Genomic DNA, 15,072 nt, shown 5'->3' with positions numbered 1-15,072 from the left:
CGAGAGGAGCAACCGTAGGGGTACAAAAGTCACGAAGTGACCTCCCCACGAGCAGTGGGCCCGTCCAGCAGGACAGAATCTTGAGTGAGTTTTAGAGGCCTAGCCCACCGTCAACGGCCAGAAGCTGACCGGTGATAAAGTGGGGTGCGGTGGCGAAGAAGAGCGCAGCCGCTGCGACATCCTGCGCAGTCCCATTGCGCTGCATCGGAGTCTTGCGAGCGAAGTGCTCATAGGCCTCATCCACCTCGCCCTGAACGATCATGCCGGGAGCCACGCAGTTAACGCTGATCTCCGGCGCCCAGGCCTTCGCCATCGTCTGCGAGAGCATATGCAAAGCCGCCTTAGACGTGCAGTAGTGCGCGTGGGTCGCCCACGGATGGAGGCCGCCAAGAGAGCCAATGTTCAGGATGCGCCCACGTGCAGCGCGAAGATGCGAATGCGCGGCCTTCGCCATCAGGAAGGGCGCACGCGTATTGGTCGTGAACATGGCATCCCACTGATCGGCTGAGATGTTCTCAAGAGCAACGGACTCGAATACCCCGGCGTTGTTAACCAGGAGATCGAGCTGACCAAACTCTTCAACCACGGAGGAGACCGTCTGCACGATGCTCTCGGGGTCGCGAAGATCGCAGCGAACAGCCAGAGCATCGACGTCGAACGATGCCAGAGCGCGGACTGTCTCTTCCGCCTCCGCCTGAGAGCCGAGGTAGGTGATGGCCACGTTGGCGCCGGCCTCTGCAAGCACAAGCGCGATAGCGCGGCCGATGCGTTTGGCCGCTCCGGTGACGAGCACTGTCTTCCCTTTTAGCGGCTTACTATCCATGATTTTGCTGCCTTACCTGTACTCAAGACTTGAAACGTTGAAGCAGATGAGCTACTGCTGCGGTGGGGTGCTGGGAGCAGGAGGCGCAGGGATGGGCTGAGCCGTCGGCGGTGGCGTCCTCGCAGGCTCCTGAACTCCGGGCTTTCTGGTCGTGGTCTTGCCCTCATTGTCCACGTAGTCGGAGACCTGCTCCTTCGGCCGGAGCAGGGAGACTTCGATCTCGCGGCTGGATTCCGTCACCAGATACTCTTCAGCAAAGGTGGCGAAGCCCGTGGCGATGACCTGCACGCGGACGGTGCTGCCAGTGGGGATCACATCGATGGTGGCCTTGCCATCCGGGTCGGTCTTGACCTCGAGATTGCCCTCGTCCTTGCCATCCTTCTTCGAGTCGAAGATGACGGCGGCGTTCATGATGGGCTTGCCATTGAACTTCTTGCGAACGGTGACCTCAATGTGCGAGGTGGCGGGGGGAGCCTTGTATTTGCGGCCACGCTTGACCACGGGCGCGTCCTGGGTAGGGCTGGCATCCTGAGCGTGGGCCGTAAGACCGGAGGCGAAGGCGATACAGCATGTAAGGGCGAGTGAAAGACAGAAGGTGGAACGTGACCGCATCGTTACATTCTACGACTTTTGCAGTGAATATGGGGCACCCGGAGGCGGGTCTGGCTGGAGAGTTGAAGCGCCGAAAGGCTTGCGTGACTTTCACTCACATTTCACGTAGCGGAGTTGACAGAGAGAATCGAGCTGACTATCGTTAGCAATCGGAGGGCTTGAGTGCTAACCGGCTTTGAGGTTTGAGCGGGAGGCCTTGAGTTCTGGTCCTTGCGGCCATGGCGGCAGCTACTCCACAGTTTTGCGGCAGGTTACGGCTTCGCCGGGACTTGCCGCGTGATGTAACCGCGGACGGAGATCCCGTTCGCCAAAAATTGCACCAAGGAGATGTAAAGCAATGGCGACAACATCGTTTACACCGCTGCATGACCGGATTCTGGTTCGGCGTATTGAAGAGGGCGAGAGCATTCGTGGCGGCATCATCATCCCGGACTCCGCAAAAGAGAAGCCACAGCAGGGCGAGGTCATCTCGGTCGGCAAGGGCAAGTCGAACGACGAAGGCAAGGTATTTCCCCTGGATGTGAAGGCTGGCGACAACATCCTCTTCGGCAAGTACTCGGGCACAGAGATCAAGATCGACGGCGAAGAGCTGCTGATCATGCGCGAAGAAGAAGTCCTCGGCATCCTCAAGAAGTAAGTACCGTATACCGCGGCTTTGCCGCATAATCGGCGCTCGGGCACCTCACTCCAACAAAAACTTTGATCAGCTTGCGGGCTGAAAACAGGAGCAACACAATGGCAAAACAGATTCTGCATGGAGAAGATTCACGTCAGGCTATCCTGCGTGGCGTCAACATTCTGGCTGACGCAGTGAAGGTCACGCTGGGTCCCAAGGGACGCAACGTCGTTATTGAGAAGAAGTTCGGTTCGCCGACGATTACCAAGGACGGCGTCACGGTTGCCAAAGAGATCGAACTGCCGAACTCGCTTGAGAACATGGGCGCGCAGATGGTTCGCGAAGTTGCCTCGAAGACCTCGGACGTTGCCGGCGACGGTACCACGACCGCTACGGTTCTCGCCCAGGCGATCTACCGCGAGGGTGTAAAGACGGTTGCCGCCGGTGCAAACCCGATGGCGCTGAAGCGCGGTATCGACAAGGCTGTCGAGGCCATCATCGGCAAGCGCGATGAGCATGGCGTTGTGGTTGGCGGAGCTCTGAGCAAGCTGTCGAAGCCGGTCTCGGGCGACATGATCGCTCAGGTCGGAACGATCTCGGCTAACTCGGACTCGCAGATCGGCGTGATCATCGCCGAGGCGATGAAGAAGGTTGGCAAGGACGGCGTCATCACCGTGGAAGAGTCGCGCACGATGGAGACTCAGCTGGATGTGGTCGAGGGTATGCAGTTCGACCGCGGCTATCTTTCGCCTTACTTCGTGACGGATGCGGAGCGGATGGAAGTTGCGCTTGAGAATCCGTACGTCCTGATCTACGAGAAGAAGATCTCATCGATGAAGGACCTGCTCCCCCTGCTCGAGCAGATTGCACGGACCGCGAAGCCGCTGGTCATCATCGCCGAAGATGTAGACGGCGAGGCGCTGGCAACCCTGGTGGTCAACAAGCTGCGTGGCACGCTGAACGTGGCTGCAGTAAAGGCTCCTGGCTTCGGCGATCGCCGCAAAGCGATGCTCGAAGACATTGCCACCCTCACGGGGGGTAAGGCGATCACGGAAGACCTCGGCATCAAGCTCGAGGGCGTCAAGATCGAGGATCTGGGCACTGCGAAGCGCGTCACGATCGACAAGGACAACACCACCATTGTCGATGGCGGCGGCGAGGGCAGCAAGATCGAAGGCCGCGTGAAGGAGATTCGCGCGCAGGTTGAGAAGACCACCTCCGACTACGACCGTGAGAAGCTGCAGGAGCGCTTGGCCAAGCTGGTTGGCGGCGTTGCAGTGATCAAGGTCGGTGCGGCAACCGAGACCGAGATGAAGGAAAAGAAGGCTCGTGTTGAGGATGCGATGCATGCGACACGCGCGGCTGTTGAGGAAGGTATCGTCCCGGGCGGCGGTGTTGCCCTGGTTCGTTGCACCTCGGCAGTTGAGGCAGTGATCAAGACTCTCGAAGGCGATGAGAAGATCGGTGCCTCGATCATCCGTCGCGCGATCGAAGAGCCGTTGCGCATGATCGTCTCGAACGCTGGCGAAGAGGGCGCGGTTGTGATCGGCAAGATCCACGAGTCGAAGGAGTCCAACTACGGCTACAACGCCGGAACTGGCGCCTACGAGGACCTGGTAAAGGCTGGCGTAATCGACCCGACGAAGGTAACGCGCACTGCACTGCAGAACGCTGCTTCGATCGCCGGTCTGATGCTGACCACCGAAGCGATGATCGCCGATATCCCGGAGAAGAAGGAAGCTGCGGGCGGCGGACATCAGCATGGCGGCGGCGGTATGGACGGCATGTACTAAGAAGCTGTTTTACGAAAAAAGACGAGCCCCGGAGATCCTCCGGGGCTTTGCTCTTTAAGCATTGGGTTAGGATGGCTGCAGCAGTTTGAAGAGAGGTGACATGAGGATTTCGCGTCGGGATTTTTCTAGACTTGGTGCAATGGGCCTTGCAGCACGGGCGCTGCCATCATCGTCATTTGCCGAAGCTCCGGGTGACGGCAAGGTGGGTTACTGCGTCATCGGACTGGGGGTGATTGCGGACCACTTCATGCGCGCGGTACAGCAGAGCTCCAACTCGAAGATCACGGGTTTGGTGAGCGGGCATCGCGATAAAGCCGAGCGGATCGCCGCGCAATATGGCGTGCCGAAGAGCTCCATCTACAGCTACGAAGACATGGACAAGATGCGCGAGAACAAGACGATCGACGCAGTGTACGTTGCGCTGCCGAACAGCATGCACGCGGAGTACACGATCCGGTCGGCCAAGGCGGGCAAGCATGTGCTGTGTGAGAAGCCGATGTCGACGACGGTGAGCGAGGCCGAGGCGATGATCGCCGCATGCAAGCTGATGCAGGTGAAGCTGATGATCGGATACCGGCTGCACTATGATCCGCTGAATCTGAAGGCGATCAAGCTGATCCGCGATGGTGCGATAGGGACGGTCGAGACCATCAACGGGGCGTTCGGCTTCAATGCGAAGCCGAACCAGTGGAGGCTAAACAAGGCGCTGGCGGGAGGCGGATCGCTGTTCGATGTAGGGATCTACGTGCTGAACGCGAGCCGCTATCTGACAGGCGAGGAGCCGGTAAAGTTTACCGGTGTGGTCTCTACGATCGACCACGACGGGCGATTCGACACGATGGAGGAGAACGTGTCCTGGACGCTGAAGTTTCCTTCAGGAGTACTGGCCACAGGCAGCAGTACATACGGAGCGCAGATGTCGGGGTACTTCAAGGTCTTCGGGAGCAAGGGCAACCTAGAGATGGGGCCGGTATATGACTACTCCGGTGTGCGGCTGCGGGCCAACTACGAGGGCAATAGCCCAGACGCGCCCCGCGTCGTGATCGATGAGACGAGCCAGGATCAGGATCCGGCGCAGTTTACACGGGAGGCGGAACACTTCTCGGAGTGCGTGCTGAAGAACCAGACGCCAACCAGCCCTGGAGAGGAAGGCCTGCGGGACATGCAGTATATCCAGGCAATCTATAGGGCGGCGGGAGTCAATATGTAGGTGCGGGACATTCGTTCTGCGGCATGACGGAGGGACAGATCATGCCGCAGAGCGAAGCCTACGGACTACTGCGAGAGAACAACCGTACCCGGACGGATCTGATCCTGGGTGCGGAACTTGGTCTTTGGCAGGTTTGTGGAGACCCTGAGACCGACCATTTTCTTATCCGCATTGGCGGGGAAGGTGGCGACGTAGGTGTCGGCGACCGCTTGCTGAAACTGCTTGAAAAAGGGAGCCATTGAGACGGGATTTCCCAGACCCTGATAGTAGGCCACGCCGCCTGTCCCCTGAGAGAGCTGGGCAAGGTAGCTCTGACCGCTGAAGCTGCTGCTTCGGCCGCGACCACGGAAGCCCGCGTCAGAGAAGTAGATGGAGTAGACCGGGATTCCGGCACGCTGGGCGTCGGTGACCGTATTGGCGACGTATGGGCTGTCCTGGTTGAGGACGCTGGTGCTGCCGTTAAACAGGTCGACTCCGTTGGTGATCATGAGGACAAAGCGAGCCTTGTGAACGGGCGCAGCAGTCTGGGCGACCGGCTGGTTCTCCGCGCTCCCAGGCCAGTTCTTCACAAAGTCGGAGAGGCTGAAGTAAGGACTGGCGCTGGCGCCGGCCATACCCATGGGAAGACGCACTGCCTGTGCGGCTGCGGCGAGATCGGAGGTGAAGCCGGAGAGTTTGCCGCCGGGAACGACGCGGCCATTCTGCATATAGCCAACGAAGACCTCGGTTCCGGGGAGTAGGCCAGTGACGAACGCCTTCATGTCTTCGAGTTCGCGACCCACACTGGTACGAAGACCGTCGTCGAGCAGCAGGGCAACCTCGACTCCGTTGGATGGGACAGGGGTGAGGCTGCTTAAGGGCGTAACCCGATTGTCAACCTTGAGGACGATATTGGCCGCGGCTACGGTTGCGGGAGACTTGGAGTCGAGCGCGATAAGGGCCTGGGTGGGGGTGGGCCCTTCCTGGGCTTGAGCGGCAGTCGCAGTAAGAAGTGCAAGAGCGAGAAGATATCGGGTCATATTTTTTCCTTCTACCGTTTAGACGGATGAAAACTATCGGCCGCACTCTTCGATGCGAAGAGGACGGCCAAGGCACGCATTACCTTATCAGACCCCGAAGCACGTCGATTGTTCTTCATTGCGGCTTGGGATGACAAGAGTATGACATCTGCCTTAGTCGCCGCCGATCCTGATCTTCATGCCGGCCCGGAAGGTGAATGGCAGGCCTGGGTAGCCGATGGGACCGATGTGTTGCTGGCTAAGGAGATTGTCGAGCTGGGTGAAGACCGTGAAGCGTGAGCTGACCGAGAAGAGCATATTGAGGTCCAGCTTGGCGTAGCCGGAGTCGAGGTTGCGGTTGGGAAGAAGGAGCGTATTGCCACCCTCGCGATCATTGTCTAGCTGAAAGGTGGAGTCATCACTCCGGCTGGAGAGCGCGCCCTTAAACGCCGTGGAGAAACGGTTGACGGTGTACTGGACGGCGAAGAAACCGGTGCTAGGAGCGCGCCGGAAGGGCCGGCTGCCGACAAGCGGGGAGAGAGATCCGATAGCGATACCGGGAATATTTGGATTGGTGACGGGAGTGCCGCTGGTGGCAGCGGTGGCGTCGAAGCTGAAGGATTGCTCGACGATAGAGGCGAGATAGGCATAGCCGCCGCGGAGAAAGAGATGCATGAAAGGCTGATACCGAATCTCTGTTTCAAGGCCCTGGGTGCGGTACGCGAGAGAATTGAGAGATGCAGCGGGAAGTTGTTCGGCGAGGGTGGCGGGAATGTCGAAGTAGTGTTCGAGGCCGTTTACCGCGAGTGATTCGAGCTGATGGTTGAACTGGTTATGGAAGTAACCCGCTGTGAGGATGAGCTTCTGGTTGAGGATGTTCTGGTCGACGGCGATGTCGTAGGTGCGGGATCGCTCGGCGGTGATGGGGTGGACGTTATAAGTGGCGATGGCAGATTCGTTGCCGGTCTGCTGGAGGAGGGTTTCGAGGCTGGTAAGCTCGGCCTCGAGACGCGGCTCCTGCACGCCGGTGGCTACGTTGGCGCGGATGAGGGTTCCGCGGAAGATGCGGTGACCGGGACGAACCGGAGCGTAGGAGAGGCCGATACGCGGTGTCCCGGCGGTACCGTAGAGGTTGTTGCGCTCGATTGCTCCGCCAAGAGAATAGAAGAAGCGGTGCTTGATGTCACCCTGCACCTGCAGGGTATAGAGGAAGTTTGTGCGCTGTGTCTGCTGGTTGGTATCGGCTTCGAGCAGACGGGCGCGCTCGTTCTCATACTGGAAGCTGAAGAGCGCGGCGATGCGGTAGGGGAAGGTGTAGTCGGTCTGATAGTCAAACTCGTTGCGATTGGATACAGCGTCAAAGCTTGGAGTGAAGAAGGCTGCCTGACCAGAGGCGGTGTAACCGTTGGCTCCGCGGAGTGTGACTGGGGCTCCATAGTAGGTGGTGCTGGCGATACCGTCGACTTCTGTGGTCACAGGCTCGCCGGTAGGGGCAAACTGCATGACCTGCTCCCGCCGTCGAGCAATGCCGTACCGGGCGAGGTTGTGCCAGTTCCCTTTCCATTGATTTTCGACCGTCAGGCCGGAGTAGAGGTCCTGGTTGGACTGCTTGCCAGAGGAGGAGAGGTCGTAGATATCATGCGGGCCGGGAAGGCCCGTATCGGAGTCGGTGTTGCGCAGGGTGAAGCGCGCATGCGTGTTGGTGAGGACGCTGTAGCCGATGTCGGCGAGGCTGTTGGTGGTGTGATATTCGTCGAGCGGAAGGGCGTTGGAAGTGTTGAGGCGGCCGAAGCCGGCAAGGTAGTCGAGGCGTTTGCGGGTGCCGGAGAGCGTGGCTTCGTTGCGGTAGGTCGAGAAGTTGCCCGCGTCGCCAGTGTAGTTGAGCACGGGCCATAGAGAGCTGCCATGCGTGGTCGAAAGACGAAGGACAGAGGCTTCGGCCCCAGTGCCGTAGAGAGCGCTGTTGGCTCCGCGGTAGAGCTCCGGACCGATGAGGTCGATGGTGGAGACGGGGCTGAGATCGAAGCGTCCGCCAATGTCAGTCGCGGAGATGCCGTCGATCAGAATCTTGTTGGTTGCAGGACCGCCGCCGCGAACGTAGAGATCGACAGGGCCGCCGGTCTGGCCGGTCTGCACGACCTCCACGCCGGACGACTGGCGGAGATCGTTGGCGATACCGGTCTGCGTGGCGAGGACTGGTTGGGGGATGAGGGTGACAGCAGACGGAACCTGCAGGACAGGTGTGGGTATACCGGACAAAGTGACCGCGAGCTGCGGAGTAATCGTGGCATATTCCATGACGATATTGCGTGTGACTACGTCGGTCCGCCCCCCGTAGAAGTCCTGACCGATGCTGGGCGTGAAAGGCATCGCGGAGGCGAGCAAGATGAACCGGCCGGCAGAGGAGCTGCGGATCTCGTAGGTACCGTCCATCGTGGTGTAACCGAAGGCCGCCACCTGTTGCCCCTGAACCAGCTGAACGCGGACGTTGCCGACCGGGACGCCCATGGGATTGGTGACGGTGCCGCGAACGATGACCGCGTGCGCTGGAAGCGTGAGCAGAAACAGAACGACGAACTGTAACGCAATGGCGGCGAGAGGCGGCAGCAGCGATGCCTGCGCAGAGAGACGCGCTGGGGTGGACATGTTGAGATTGTAAGTTGCCGGATGCTGGAAGAGTTCGTGCGGGATCGAGCCGCCCTGTCGAGGTTATGTCGAAATCGTGACGAAACACCGACAATTCGGTGACAACCAGGCTTAAGTCGATGCCTAGACTCGGAGTTGTTCCTAAAAGATGCGGTTAACAAGCGCAACAGGGACGACGGAGAAGACCTCTTGATGGGACTGATTCAGGAACGCGCGGCCACTCTCAGCGAGTCTTTGCTGGAAGGTTTGAGGATGCCTCTTCGCGCAGTCTTCTATCCGCTGGGCTTCGCTGTCGAGATCACCACAAATGACCAGGCGATTCTGGACGCCGCGGGCGAAAGCTGGAGCTATCTCCCCCAGCGCCACGCGTGCCCGACGCTGCGCATCCGAATTAGGGTCGTCGATGGTAGCGGGAAGGAGTGTCCGCGAGCGCCGGTTGTGCGCACACAGCAACATATTGTTTCGATGGTGGCCGACGCCGATCATCAGGCTATCTGCGATCTCGAAGCGGGAGTCGCAGTGGTATGGCTCAGTCGTGCGTCCCTCGAGTACCGTAGTTATCTGCGGTATCACTTCCTTGAGGCCATTGCACTGGTGTTGATCTCGACGTCCTACGCTACGGCTATCCATGCGGCGTGCGTCAGCCGAGACGGCCATGGCGTGCTGCTGTGCGGAGATTCGGGAGTCGGCAAATCCTCCCTCGCCTACGCATGTGCGCGCGCCGGCTGGACCTATACCTCGGACGATGCGAGCTATCTTCTGCACAACGCACGGCATCCCCGTGTGATCGGCAACGCCAGGCAGGTACGGTTTCGCCCTTCGGCGGCAGATCTCTTCCCGGAGATTCAGGGGCGCGACCTTACCTCACGTATGGAAGGAAAGCCCTCCATCGAAGTGCCGACGCGCGAGCTACCGGGGCTGATTACTGCGGAGGAGGCGTCGATTCATTCGATCGTCTTTCTGAATCGGCGGCCGTCTGCCCGCAGTGAGTTGTCGTCTCTCTCCGAGGATGTCGCATCGCAATACTTTCGTCAGACAATCTACTCCTCCGAAGAGGTACTGCGAAGACAGATAGAGGCGCTCCAGCAACTTTGTTCGGTTGCGGTCTACGAACTCCGCTACCAGAGCTTCGATCAGGCAATCGAACGTCTTGACGAACTTGCTCGTGTGGGACGCTTCTCATCCGTAGGATGAACTACTTGCTCTGGCTATCTCAGCGCCCACAACGGCAGAGACGTACTGTTTTCTCTCGATTCGGCCGCGGCGTACTATGTCTCTGCAGACTCAGTCGCAGATAGCAGATAATTGACGGTAAAGCATATGATGTCAGATCTTTGTCATTTCCATTTTTCGTAGTACATTCACTCTTCTCCTGTTGGAAACTAGAAGAGAGACTTTCAGAAAGCTTCTGCAACTGCTACAGATTGGAGATTTGGTATGAGCTTGATTCTTGTCATCGAAGACGATCCACGGATTCAGCGTGCGCTCCGAAGACAATTCACCGCGGAGGGCTACGAGGTTCACATTGAGGGCGACGGCGCCCTCGGGCTGGCTGCGTGTAAGAACATGCGGCCCGCGACCGTGGTGCTGGACCTGATGCTGCCAGGGCTGTCGGGACGGAGTGTGTGCAAGGAGATCAAGGCGTGGTCGCAGGACACTCCTGTCATCGTTCTCAGCGCAGTGACAGATGTGGCGGATAAGGTCTTGCTGCTGGAGACAGGCGCCGACGACTACATGACCAAGCCGTTCAGTCCACGCGAACTCCTGGCGCGTGTGCAGGCCGCCATGCGACGCGTGAAGAAAAAGATCGAAGGAAGTCCTCTTGGCTTCGGCGACGTCTCCGTTGACTTTCTCAAGATGGAGATTCATCGATCCGGCGTCTTGATTCCCCTTACGGCGCACGAGTTCAAGCTGCTGCGCTACTTTCTGGACAACCCTGGCAGAGCCATCGCACGCGAGGAGCTGCTAAACGACGTATGGGGTTTGAACTTTCACCTCACCACGCGTTCGGTCGACAACCAGATCTTGAAGCTTCGCCAGAAGCTGGAGGTCGATCCGGCCAATCCCATTCACTTCCGTACCGTTCACGGAGTTGGATATAAATTCGTGGCAGAGGCGTAGGATTTGATGTCCTCGCATAGACTGTAACTCAATGAAACAGTGGCGCATGCGCACGACCCTGATGGTCTCGCTCCTGGCGGTCTCGCTTGGGCTGACTGCAACGTGCCTGCTCATCATTCGGCTCAGCGTTCAACAGGAGATCCGCAAGGGTCTCAACTCCGACCTCGATCACTCGCTCAGCACCTTTCACAATATCGCCATGCAGCGTAACCAGATGCTTGCGCGCGAGGCGGCCCTGCTCGCGGACCTGCCTAGCCTGAAGGCGCTGATGTCCACACAGGACGCGCATACCATTCAGGACGGCAGCCAGGAGTTCTGGAGTGTGAGCGGAAGCGATTTTTTCGCGCTTGCCAGCCCAACCGGAAAACTCCTGACCTACTCTAACCGCGGCCCAATGCTGAACGAGGAGCTTGTCAAAAGAGGGCTTCAGTCATGCATGAGCTATCCGGAAGAGTCGTGCATGATCGCGTTCGGACAGAACCTGTACGAGCTGTCGATTCAACCTTTGTACTTCGGACCGCCTGCGAACGCGTCTCAGCTTGGCTATGTCATCATCGGCTACGCCATCGACCACCAGGTAGCCCAGCAGATCAGTGAGGTGGCTTCTGCGGACGTCGCATTTCTCGTTAACGGCGATGTCGCCGCAACCACACTGAACTCGCCCAGACTCTCGGACCTCAGCGCGCTCAGCCAGAGCCTGGATACCGCCAGTGTCATCCCGCAGAGGATCAAGCTCAACCGCGAGACCTACATGGCGGACGCGATCACGCTCCCGGCCGCTGGGCAGGGTGAGGTTCGGCTGGTAGTACTGAAGTCCTACGACAGAGCAAGCGAATATCTGCGCCGGGTCAACCGGTGGGTACTCGCGCTTGGACTGGCGTCGTTGTTGATCGGCCTTCTGCTCGCAGTCTCGATATCGCGTACGGTCACTCGTCCGCTGGAGACGCTGGTTGCGGGCAGCCGTGCTTTGGGCCAGGGAGACTTCAACTATCAACTCAGCGTTGAAGGCGCAACCGAGGTGCGCGAGCTCGCGCTTGCCTTCGACAGGATGCGTAGTGAGCTAAGAAGAACACACCGGGAGCTCATCGAGTCTGATCGTCTCGCAACCATTGGAAGAATGGCAAGTTCGGTCTCACACGATCTCCGCCATCATCTCTCCGCCATCTACGCCAACGCCGAATTTATGAGTCTCGCGCAGACCGGAAGCGACGAGCGTCTTGAACTACATCACGAGGTGAAGGAGGCGGTGCAGAGCATGACCGACCTCATCGAGTCGCTGGTTTTGTTCAGCCAGACCGGGCAGATTCTGCACCTGAACAACGAACGTTTGAACGGCTTGGTTGAACGTGCAATCAGCTCCATCCGGCAGCATCCCGAGGGCCGCGAGGTCAAGGTCTGGGCCGATCATTTGGAGCCCGTCGAGGCATGGGTGGATGGCAAGAAGTTGAGTCGCGTCTTTTATAATCTGCTCCTCAATGCCTGCCAGGCCGCAAAGACAGGCCCTGGCAAACCAGAGGTGATGGTTACACTATCTGAGGACGAAGAGAAGATTCGAATCGACATACGCGACTCCGGCAAAGGGGTTCCCGAGTCGATTCGTCAGACTCTGTTTCAACCTTTTGTAAGCGCAGGCAAGGAGAGCGGCGTCGGCCTCGGTCTGACGCTGGCGCAGCACATCTCTCAGGAGCATGGCGGAGAGGTAAAGCTCCAGGAGTCTGTGCCGGGTAAGACGGTGTTCAGCGTTCTGCTCTACAAGCAGGTTCTGCAGTCGTTCGGCCGCAGACAGTTAGAAGCAGCTAAAGAGACGAAGATGGCAGAGGAAGCTAAAATACAACAACGACAGGAGCAGCTATGAGCGTAGCCCTGGGTTCGCGGTTGATCTTCATGTGCTCGCCGCCCCAACGTCGCTGCGTCTTCTACTTGCTCTCCATCCTGCTTCTCTACACCTCACTTCATGCCCAGACTACGGGGGCGTCTAATCCTGGCTCTGCTCCCCCGGATGCTCAGCGCATCACCGAGATCGAGCAGCGGCTCAACACTGTCACTGACGCGCTGAGCCAGACCCAGCAGGAGCTCGAACGATCGCGCCTCGAGATTCAGAAGTTACGTGCCCAGCTCGACGCGCTGCGAGGCCAACCCTCGGCCAGTACCGGCAATCAGCAAGCCGAAGGACCTCAACCGATCGCGATCGATGTCGAACATCCAACGGTCAGTAGCAGCACCCCAACCAAAGACGACCTCAGAGCGCTCCGCGACGGACAGGATACGATGCAGGCAGAGATCAAACAACACGAACAGATCAAGGTGGAGACTACCTCGAAGTATCCTCTGCGTGTCTCGGGCCTCGCACTGTTCAACGGCTTTTCGAACGTCGGCATCGTGGATAACGTTGAGCTTCCCACCTTCGCTCTCCCGCGCGTTGCAAATGGATCGCATGGCAGCTCCGGCGCCACACTGCGGCAGACTCTGCTTGGTCTCGAAGCTACCGGTCCGAAAATCGGGGGGGCACGCAGCTCCGCGGAGATAAGCCTCGACTTCTTCGGCGGTGTCGCGTCGAACTCCTATGGCTACAGCACCTCCGCAGGCACGGTTCGTATGCGTCAGGCTCAGCTCAGCCTGGCGTGGGATAAGACGACTGTGCAGGGCGGCTACGAAGTTCCACTTATCACGCCGCTGTCGCCGACCTCCTACGCCACCGTCGCGCAGCCCGGTCTCGCAGGCTCAGGAAATCTCTGGACGTGGTCTCCCGAACTTCGTGTCGAGCAACGTATTCCTCTCTCCGATGGAAGCAGGCTCTCCCTCGAGGGCGGACTGGTCGATCCACAGTCTCCTGGCTACACAGCCGACCAGCTCGACAGCCCGGTCGAAGCATCCCGACAGCCCGGCTATGAGGGCCACGTCTCGTATCATGCGCACGATGATCCGGCGAGCGGCGTCTCCCACCCATTTGTTCTTGGCATCGGAGCCTACTCGGCAAATCAGTTTTACAACAGCACGACGCGTGTCCACTCCTGGGCCGCTACCGCCGATTGGCAGATTCCCCTCAGCAGATGGTTCGAGATCACCGGCGAAGCTTATCGCGGCCGTGCTCTTGGAGGCTTCGGCGGCGGCGAATATAAAGACATCCTCATGGGTACGGATCTCACCACCGGCCTGCCGCGAAGCGTAGGCGTCGATACCGTAGGTGGCTGGAGTCAGTTGAAGCTGCGCCTGAGACCGACCATCGAAGCCAATGCCTCCTTCGGCCTGGATAATGCGTTCTCAAGAGACTTCGACGGACTTGATCTATCGAAGTCGACTTATCCGCTACAGTTCAACGCGCGCAACAGTTCCGTCGTTGGCAACATCATCTATCGCCCCAAGACCTATCTGATTCTCTCGCCTGAGTATCGACGCATCCAAAGCTGGAGCTACACCGGCCCGGCCAGTATCGCAAACATCTTCACCCTTACTGCAGGGTTCCAGTTTTGACCGGGGCCGGCATGGCGAACTGGATCGCCGCACAAGCAGACGCAACGACCACCATGAAGCTATCTAGAAAACACCGTACCAGCCTCTCTTTGACGTGCACCCTGCTGTTCGCTTCGTTTGCCTCTTCGCAGACGCTGGACGTATTTGCCCACGTCGATGTGATCCGTCAGCAAAATAAAACTCACACCTCACACATCTCACCTGAGAACGTTGTCGTCTGGCTCACCCCAACTCAGAAGATCGAAACTCCGTTGAATGCTCGGCCCCTGACCGGATACAAGCTTGTTCAAAAGGACAAGCAGTTCGCTCCACACATCCTCGTCGTACCGACCGGAAGCAGCGTCGACTTCCCTAACCTTGATCCGTTCTTCCACAACGTCTTTTCACTCTTCAACGGCAAGCGCTTCGATCTTGGGCTCTATGAAGCGCACACGCACCGTGCGGTGCAGTTCGATCGCGACGGAGTCTCTTACATCTTCTGTAATATCCATCCCGAGATGGGCGCCGTCGTCATCTCGTTGAGCACGCCCTACTACGGAGTCTCCACACACGACGGCTCTGTTGTCATTCATAACGTACCGCCAGGAAGTTACAAGCTCAATATCTGGGCCGAAAACGTAGAGAACGATCGACTCAATGCACTGAGCCGCACCGTCGATATCACTCCGCAAACAAATCAGCTCGGCACCCTCCAGCTGCAGACCAGCGGAGACATCATGACCCATCACCAGAACAAGTTTGGCGAGAGCTACCCTCCTCTTCCAAAAGACACCTACTAGCGC

General features: G+C 58.7%; 12 protein-coding genes. 8 read left to right on the top strand and 4 right to left on the bottom strand.

Annotated features, from left to right (window positions below; translation table 11 throughout):
* Positions 1 to 91 precede the first annotated feature (91 nt).
* Together GSQ82_RS13095 and GSQ82_RS13090 are read right to left on the bottom strand one after the other, a co-directional pair.
* On the bottom strand, positions 92 to 823 hold the full coding sequence (locus GSQ82_RS13095; protein WP_158792700.1) for an SDR family NAD(P)-dependent oxidoreductase: 732 nt from the start codon (positions 821 to 823) through the stop codon (positions 92 to 94).
* 51 nt (positions 824 to 874) lie between these two features.
* On the bottom strand, positions 875 to 1,435 hold the full coding sequence (locus GSQ82_RS13090; protein ID WP_158792699.1) for a carboxypeptidase regulatory-like domain-containing protein: 561 nt from the start codon (positions 1,433 to 1,435) through the stop codon (positions 875 to 877).
* A 337-nt stretch (positions 1,436 to 1,772) separates the two neighbouring features.
* Here GSQ82_RS13090 and groES point away from each other — a divergent pair, with 337 nt between their 5' ends.
* From groES to GSQ82_RS13075, 3 genes are all read left to right on the top strand, one after another.
* Positions 1,773 to 2,072: a co-chaperone GroES gene (gene groES / locus GSQ82_RS13085; protein WP_158792698.1), complete on the top strand. Its 300-nt coding sequence runs from the start codon at positions 1,773 to 1,775 to the stop codon at positions 2,070 to 2,072.
* Positions 2,073 to 2,170: 98 nt separating this feature from the next.
* The gene (groL, locus tag GSQ82_RS13080; RefSeq protein WP_158792697.1) at positions 2,171 to 3,844 is read left to right on the top strand and encodes a chaperonin GroEL; all 1,674 of its coding nucleotides are present in this window, start codon (positions 2,171 to 2,173) and stop codon (positions 3,842 to 3,844) included.
* A gap of 100 nt (positions 3,845 to 3,944) precedes the next feature.
* Positions 3,945 to 5,054: a Gfo/Idh/MocA family protein gene (locus tag GSQ82_RS13075; protein ID WP_254061631.1), complete on the top strand. Its 1,110-nt coding sequence runs from the start codon at positions 3,945 to 3,947 to the stop codon at positions 5,052 to 5,054.
* Positions 5,055 to 5,119: 65 nt separating this feature from the next.
* Here GSQ82_RS13075 and GSQ82_RS13070 read toward each other — a convergent pair whose 3' ends face one another.
* Positions 5,120 to 6,073, bottom strand: a complete 954-nt coding sequence (locus GSQ82_RS13070) for a hypothetical protein (RefSeq protein ID WP_158792696.1) — start codon at positions 6,071 to 6,073, stop codon at positions 5,120 to 5,122.
* 153 nt (positions 6,074 to 6,226) lie between these two features.
* Entirely contained in the window at positions 6,227 to 8,698 is a 2,472-nt protein-coding gene (locus GSQ82_RS13065) for a TonB-dependent receptor plug domain-containing protein (RefSeq protein WP_158792695.1), read from the bottom strand.
* Positions 8,699 to 8,890: 192 nt separating this feature from the next.
* On the opposite strand from GSQ82_RS13065, the gene GSQ82_RS13060 reads away from it, so the two are divergent.
* The 5 genes from GSQ82_RS13060 (at position 8,891) to GSQ82_RS13040 (ending at position 15,069) form a co-directional block, all read left to right on the top strand.
* Positions 8,891 to 9,892 (top strand): aldolase, encoded by a 1,002-nt coding sequence (locus tag GSQ82_RS13060; protein ID WP_158792694.1) that lies wholly within the window; start codon positions 8,891 to 8,893, stop codon positions 9,890 to 9,892.
* A 243-nt stretch (positions 9,893 to 10,135) separates the two neighbouring features.
* On the top strand, positions 10,136 to 10,819 hold the full coding sequence (locus GSQ82_RS13055; protein ID WP_158792693.1) for a response regulator transcription factor: 684 nt from the start codon (positions 10,136 to 10,138) through the stop codon (positions 10,817 to 10,819).
* Between the two features lie 46 nt (positions 10,820 to 10,865).
* Positions 10,866 to 12,674, top strand: coding sequence for a HAMP domain-containing sensor histidine kinase (locus GSQ82_RS13050; protein ID WP_158792692.1), 1,809 nt, complete (start codon positions 10,866 to 10,868; stop codon positions 12,672 to 12,674).
* Entirely contained in the window at positions 12,671 to 14,290 is a 1,620-nt protein-coding gene (locus tag GSQ82_RS13045) for a hypothetical protein (protein ID WP_158792691.1), read from the top strand. Before GSQ82_RS13050 ends, GSQ82_RS13045 begins: the two co-directional genes overlap by 4 nt.
* A gap of 11 nt (positions 14,291 to 14,301) precedes the next feature.
* The gene (locus GSQ82_RS13040) at positions 14,302 to 15,069 is read left to right on the top strand and encodes a hypothetical protein (RefSeq protein WP_216847079.1); all 768 of its coding nucleotides are present in this window, start codon (positions 14,302 to 14,304) and stop codon (positions 15,067 to 15,069) included.
* The last annotated feature ends 3 nt before the right edge of the window (positions 15,070 to 15,072 follow it).

The sequence above is a fragment of the Granulicella sp. L60 genome, assembly GCF_009765825.1.
Taxonomy (GTDB): domain Bacteria; phylum Acidobacteriota; class Terriglobia; order Terriglobales; family Acidobacteriaceae; genus Edaphobacter.
This window is presented reverse-complemented; position numbering and strand designations above follow the sequence as displayed.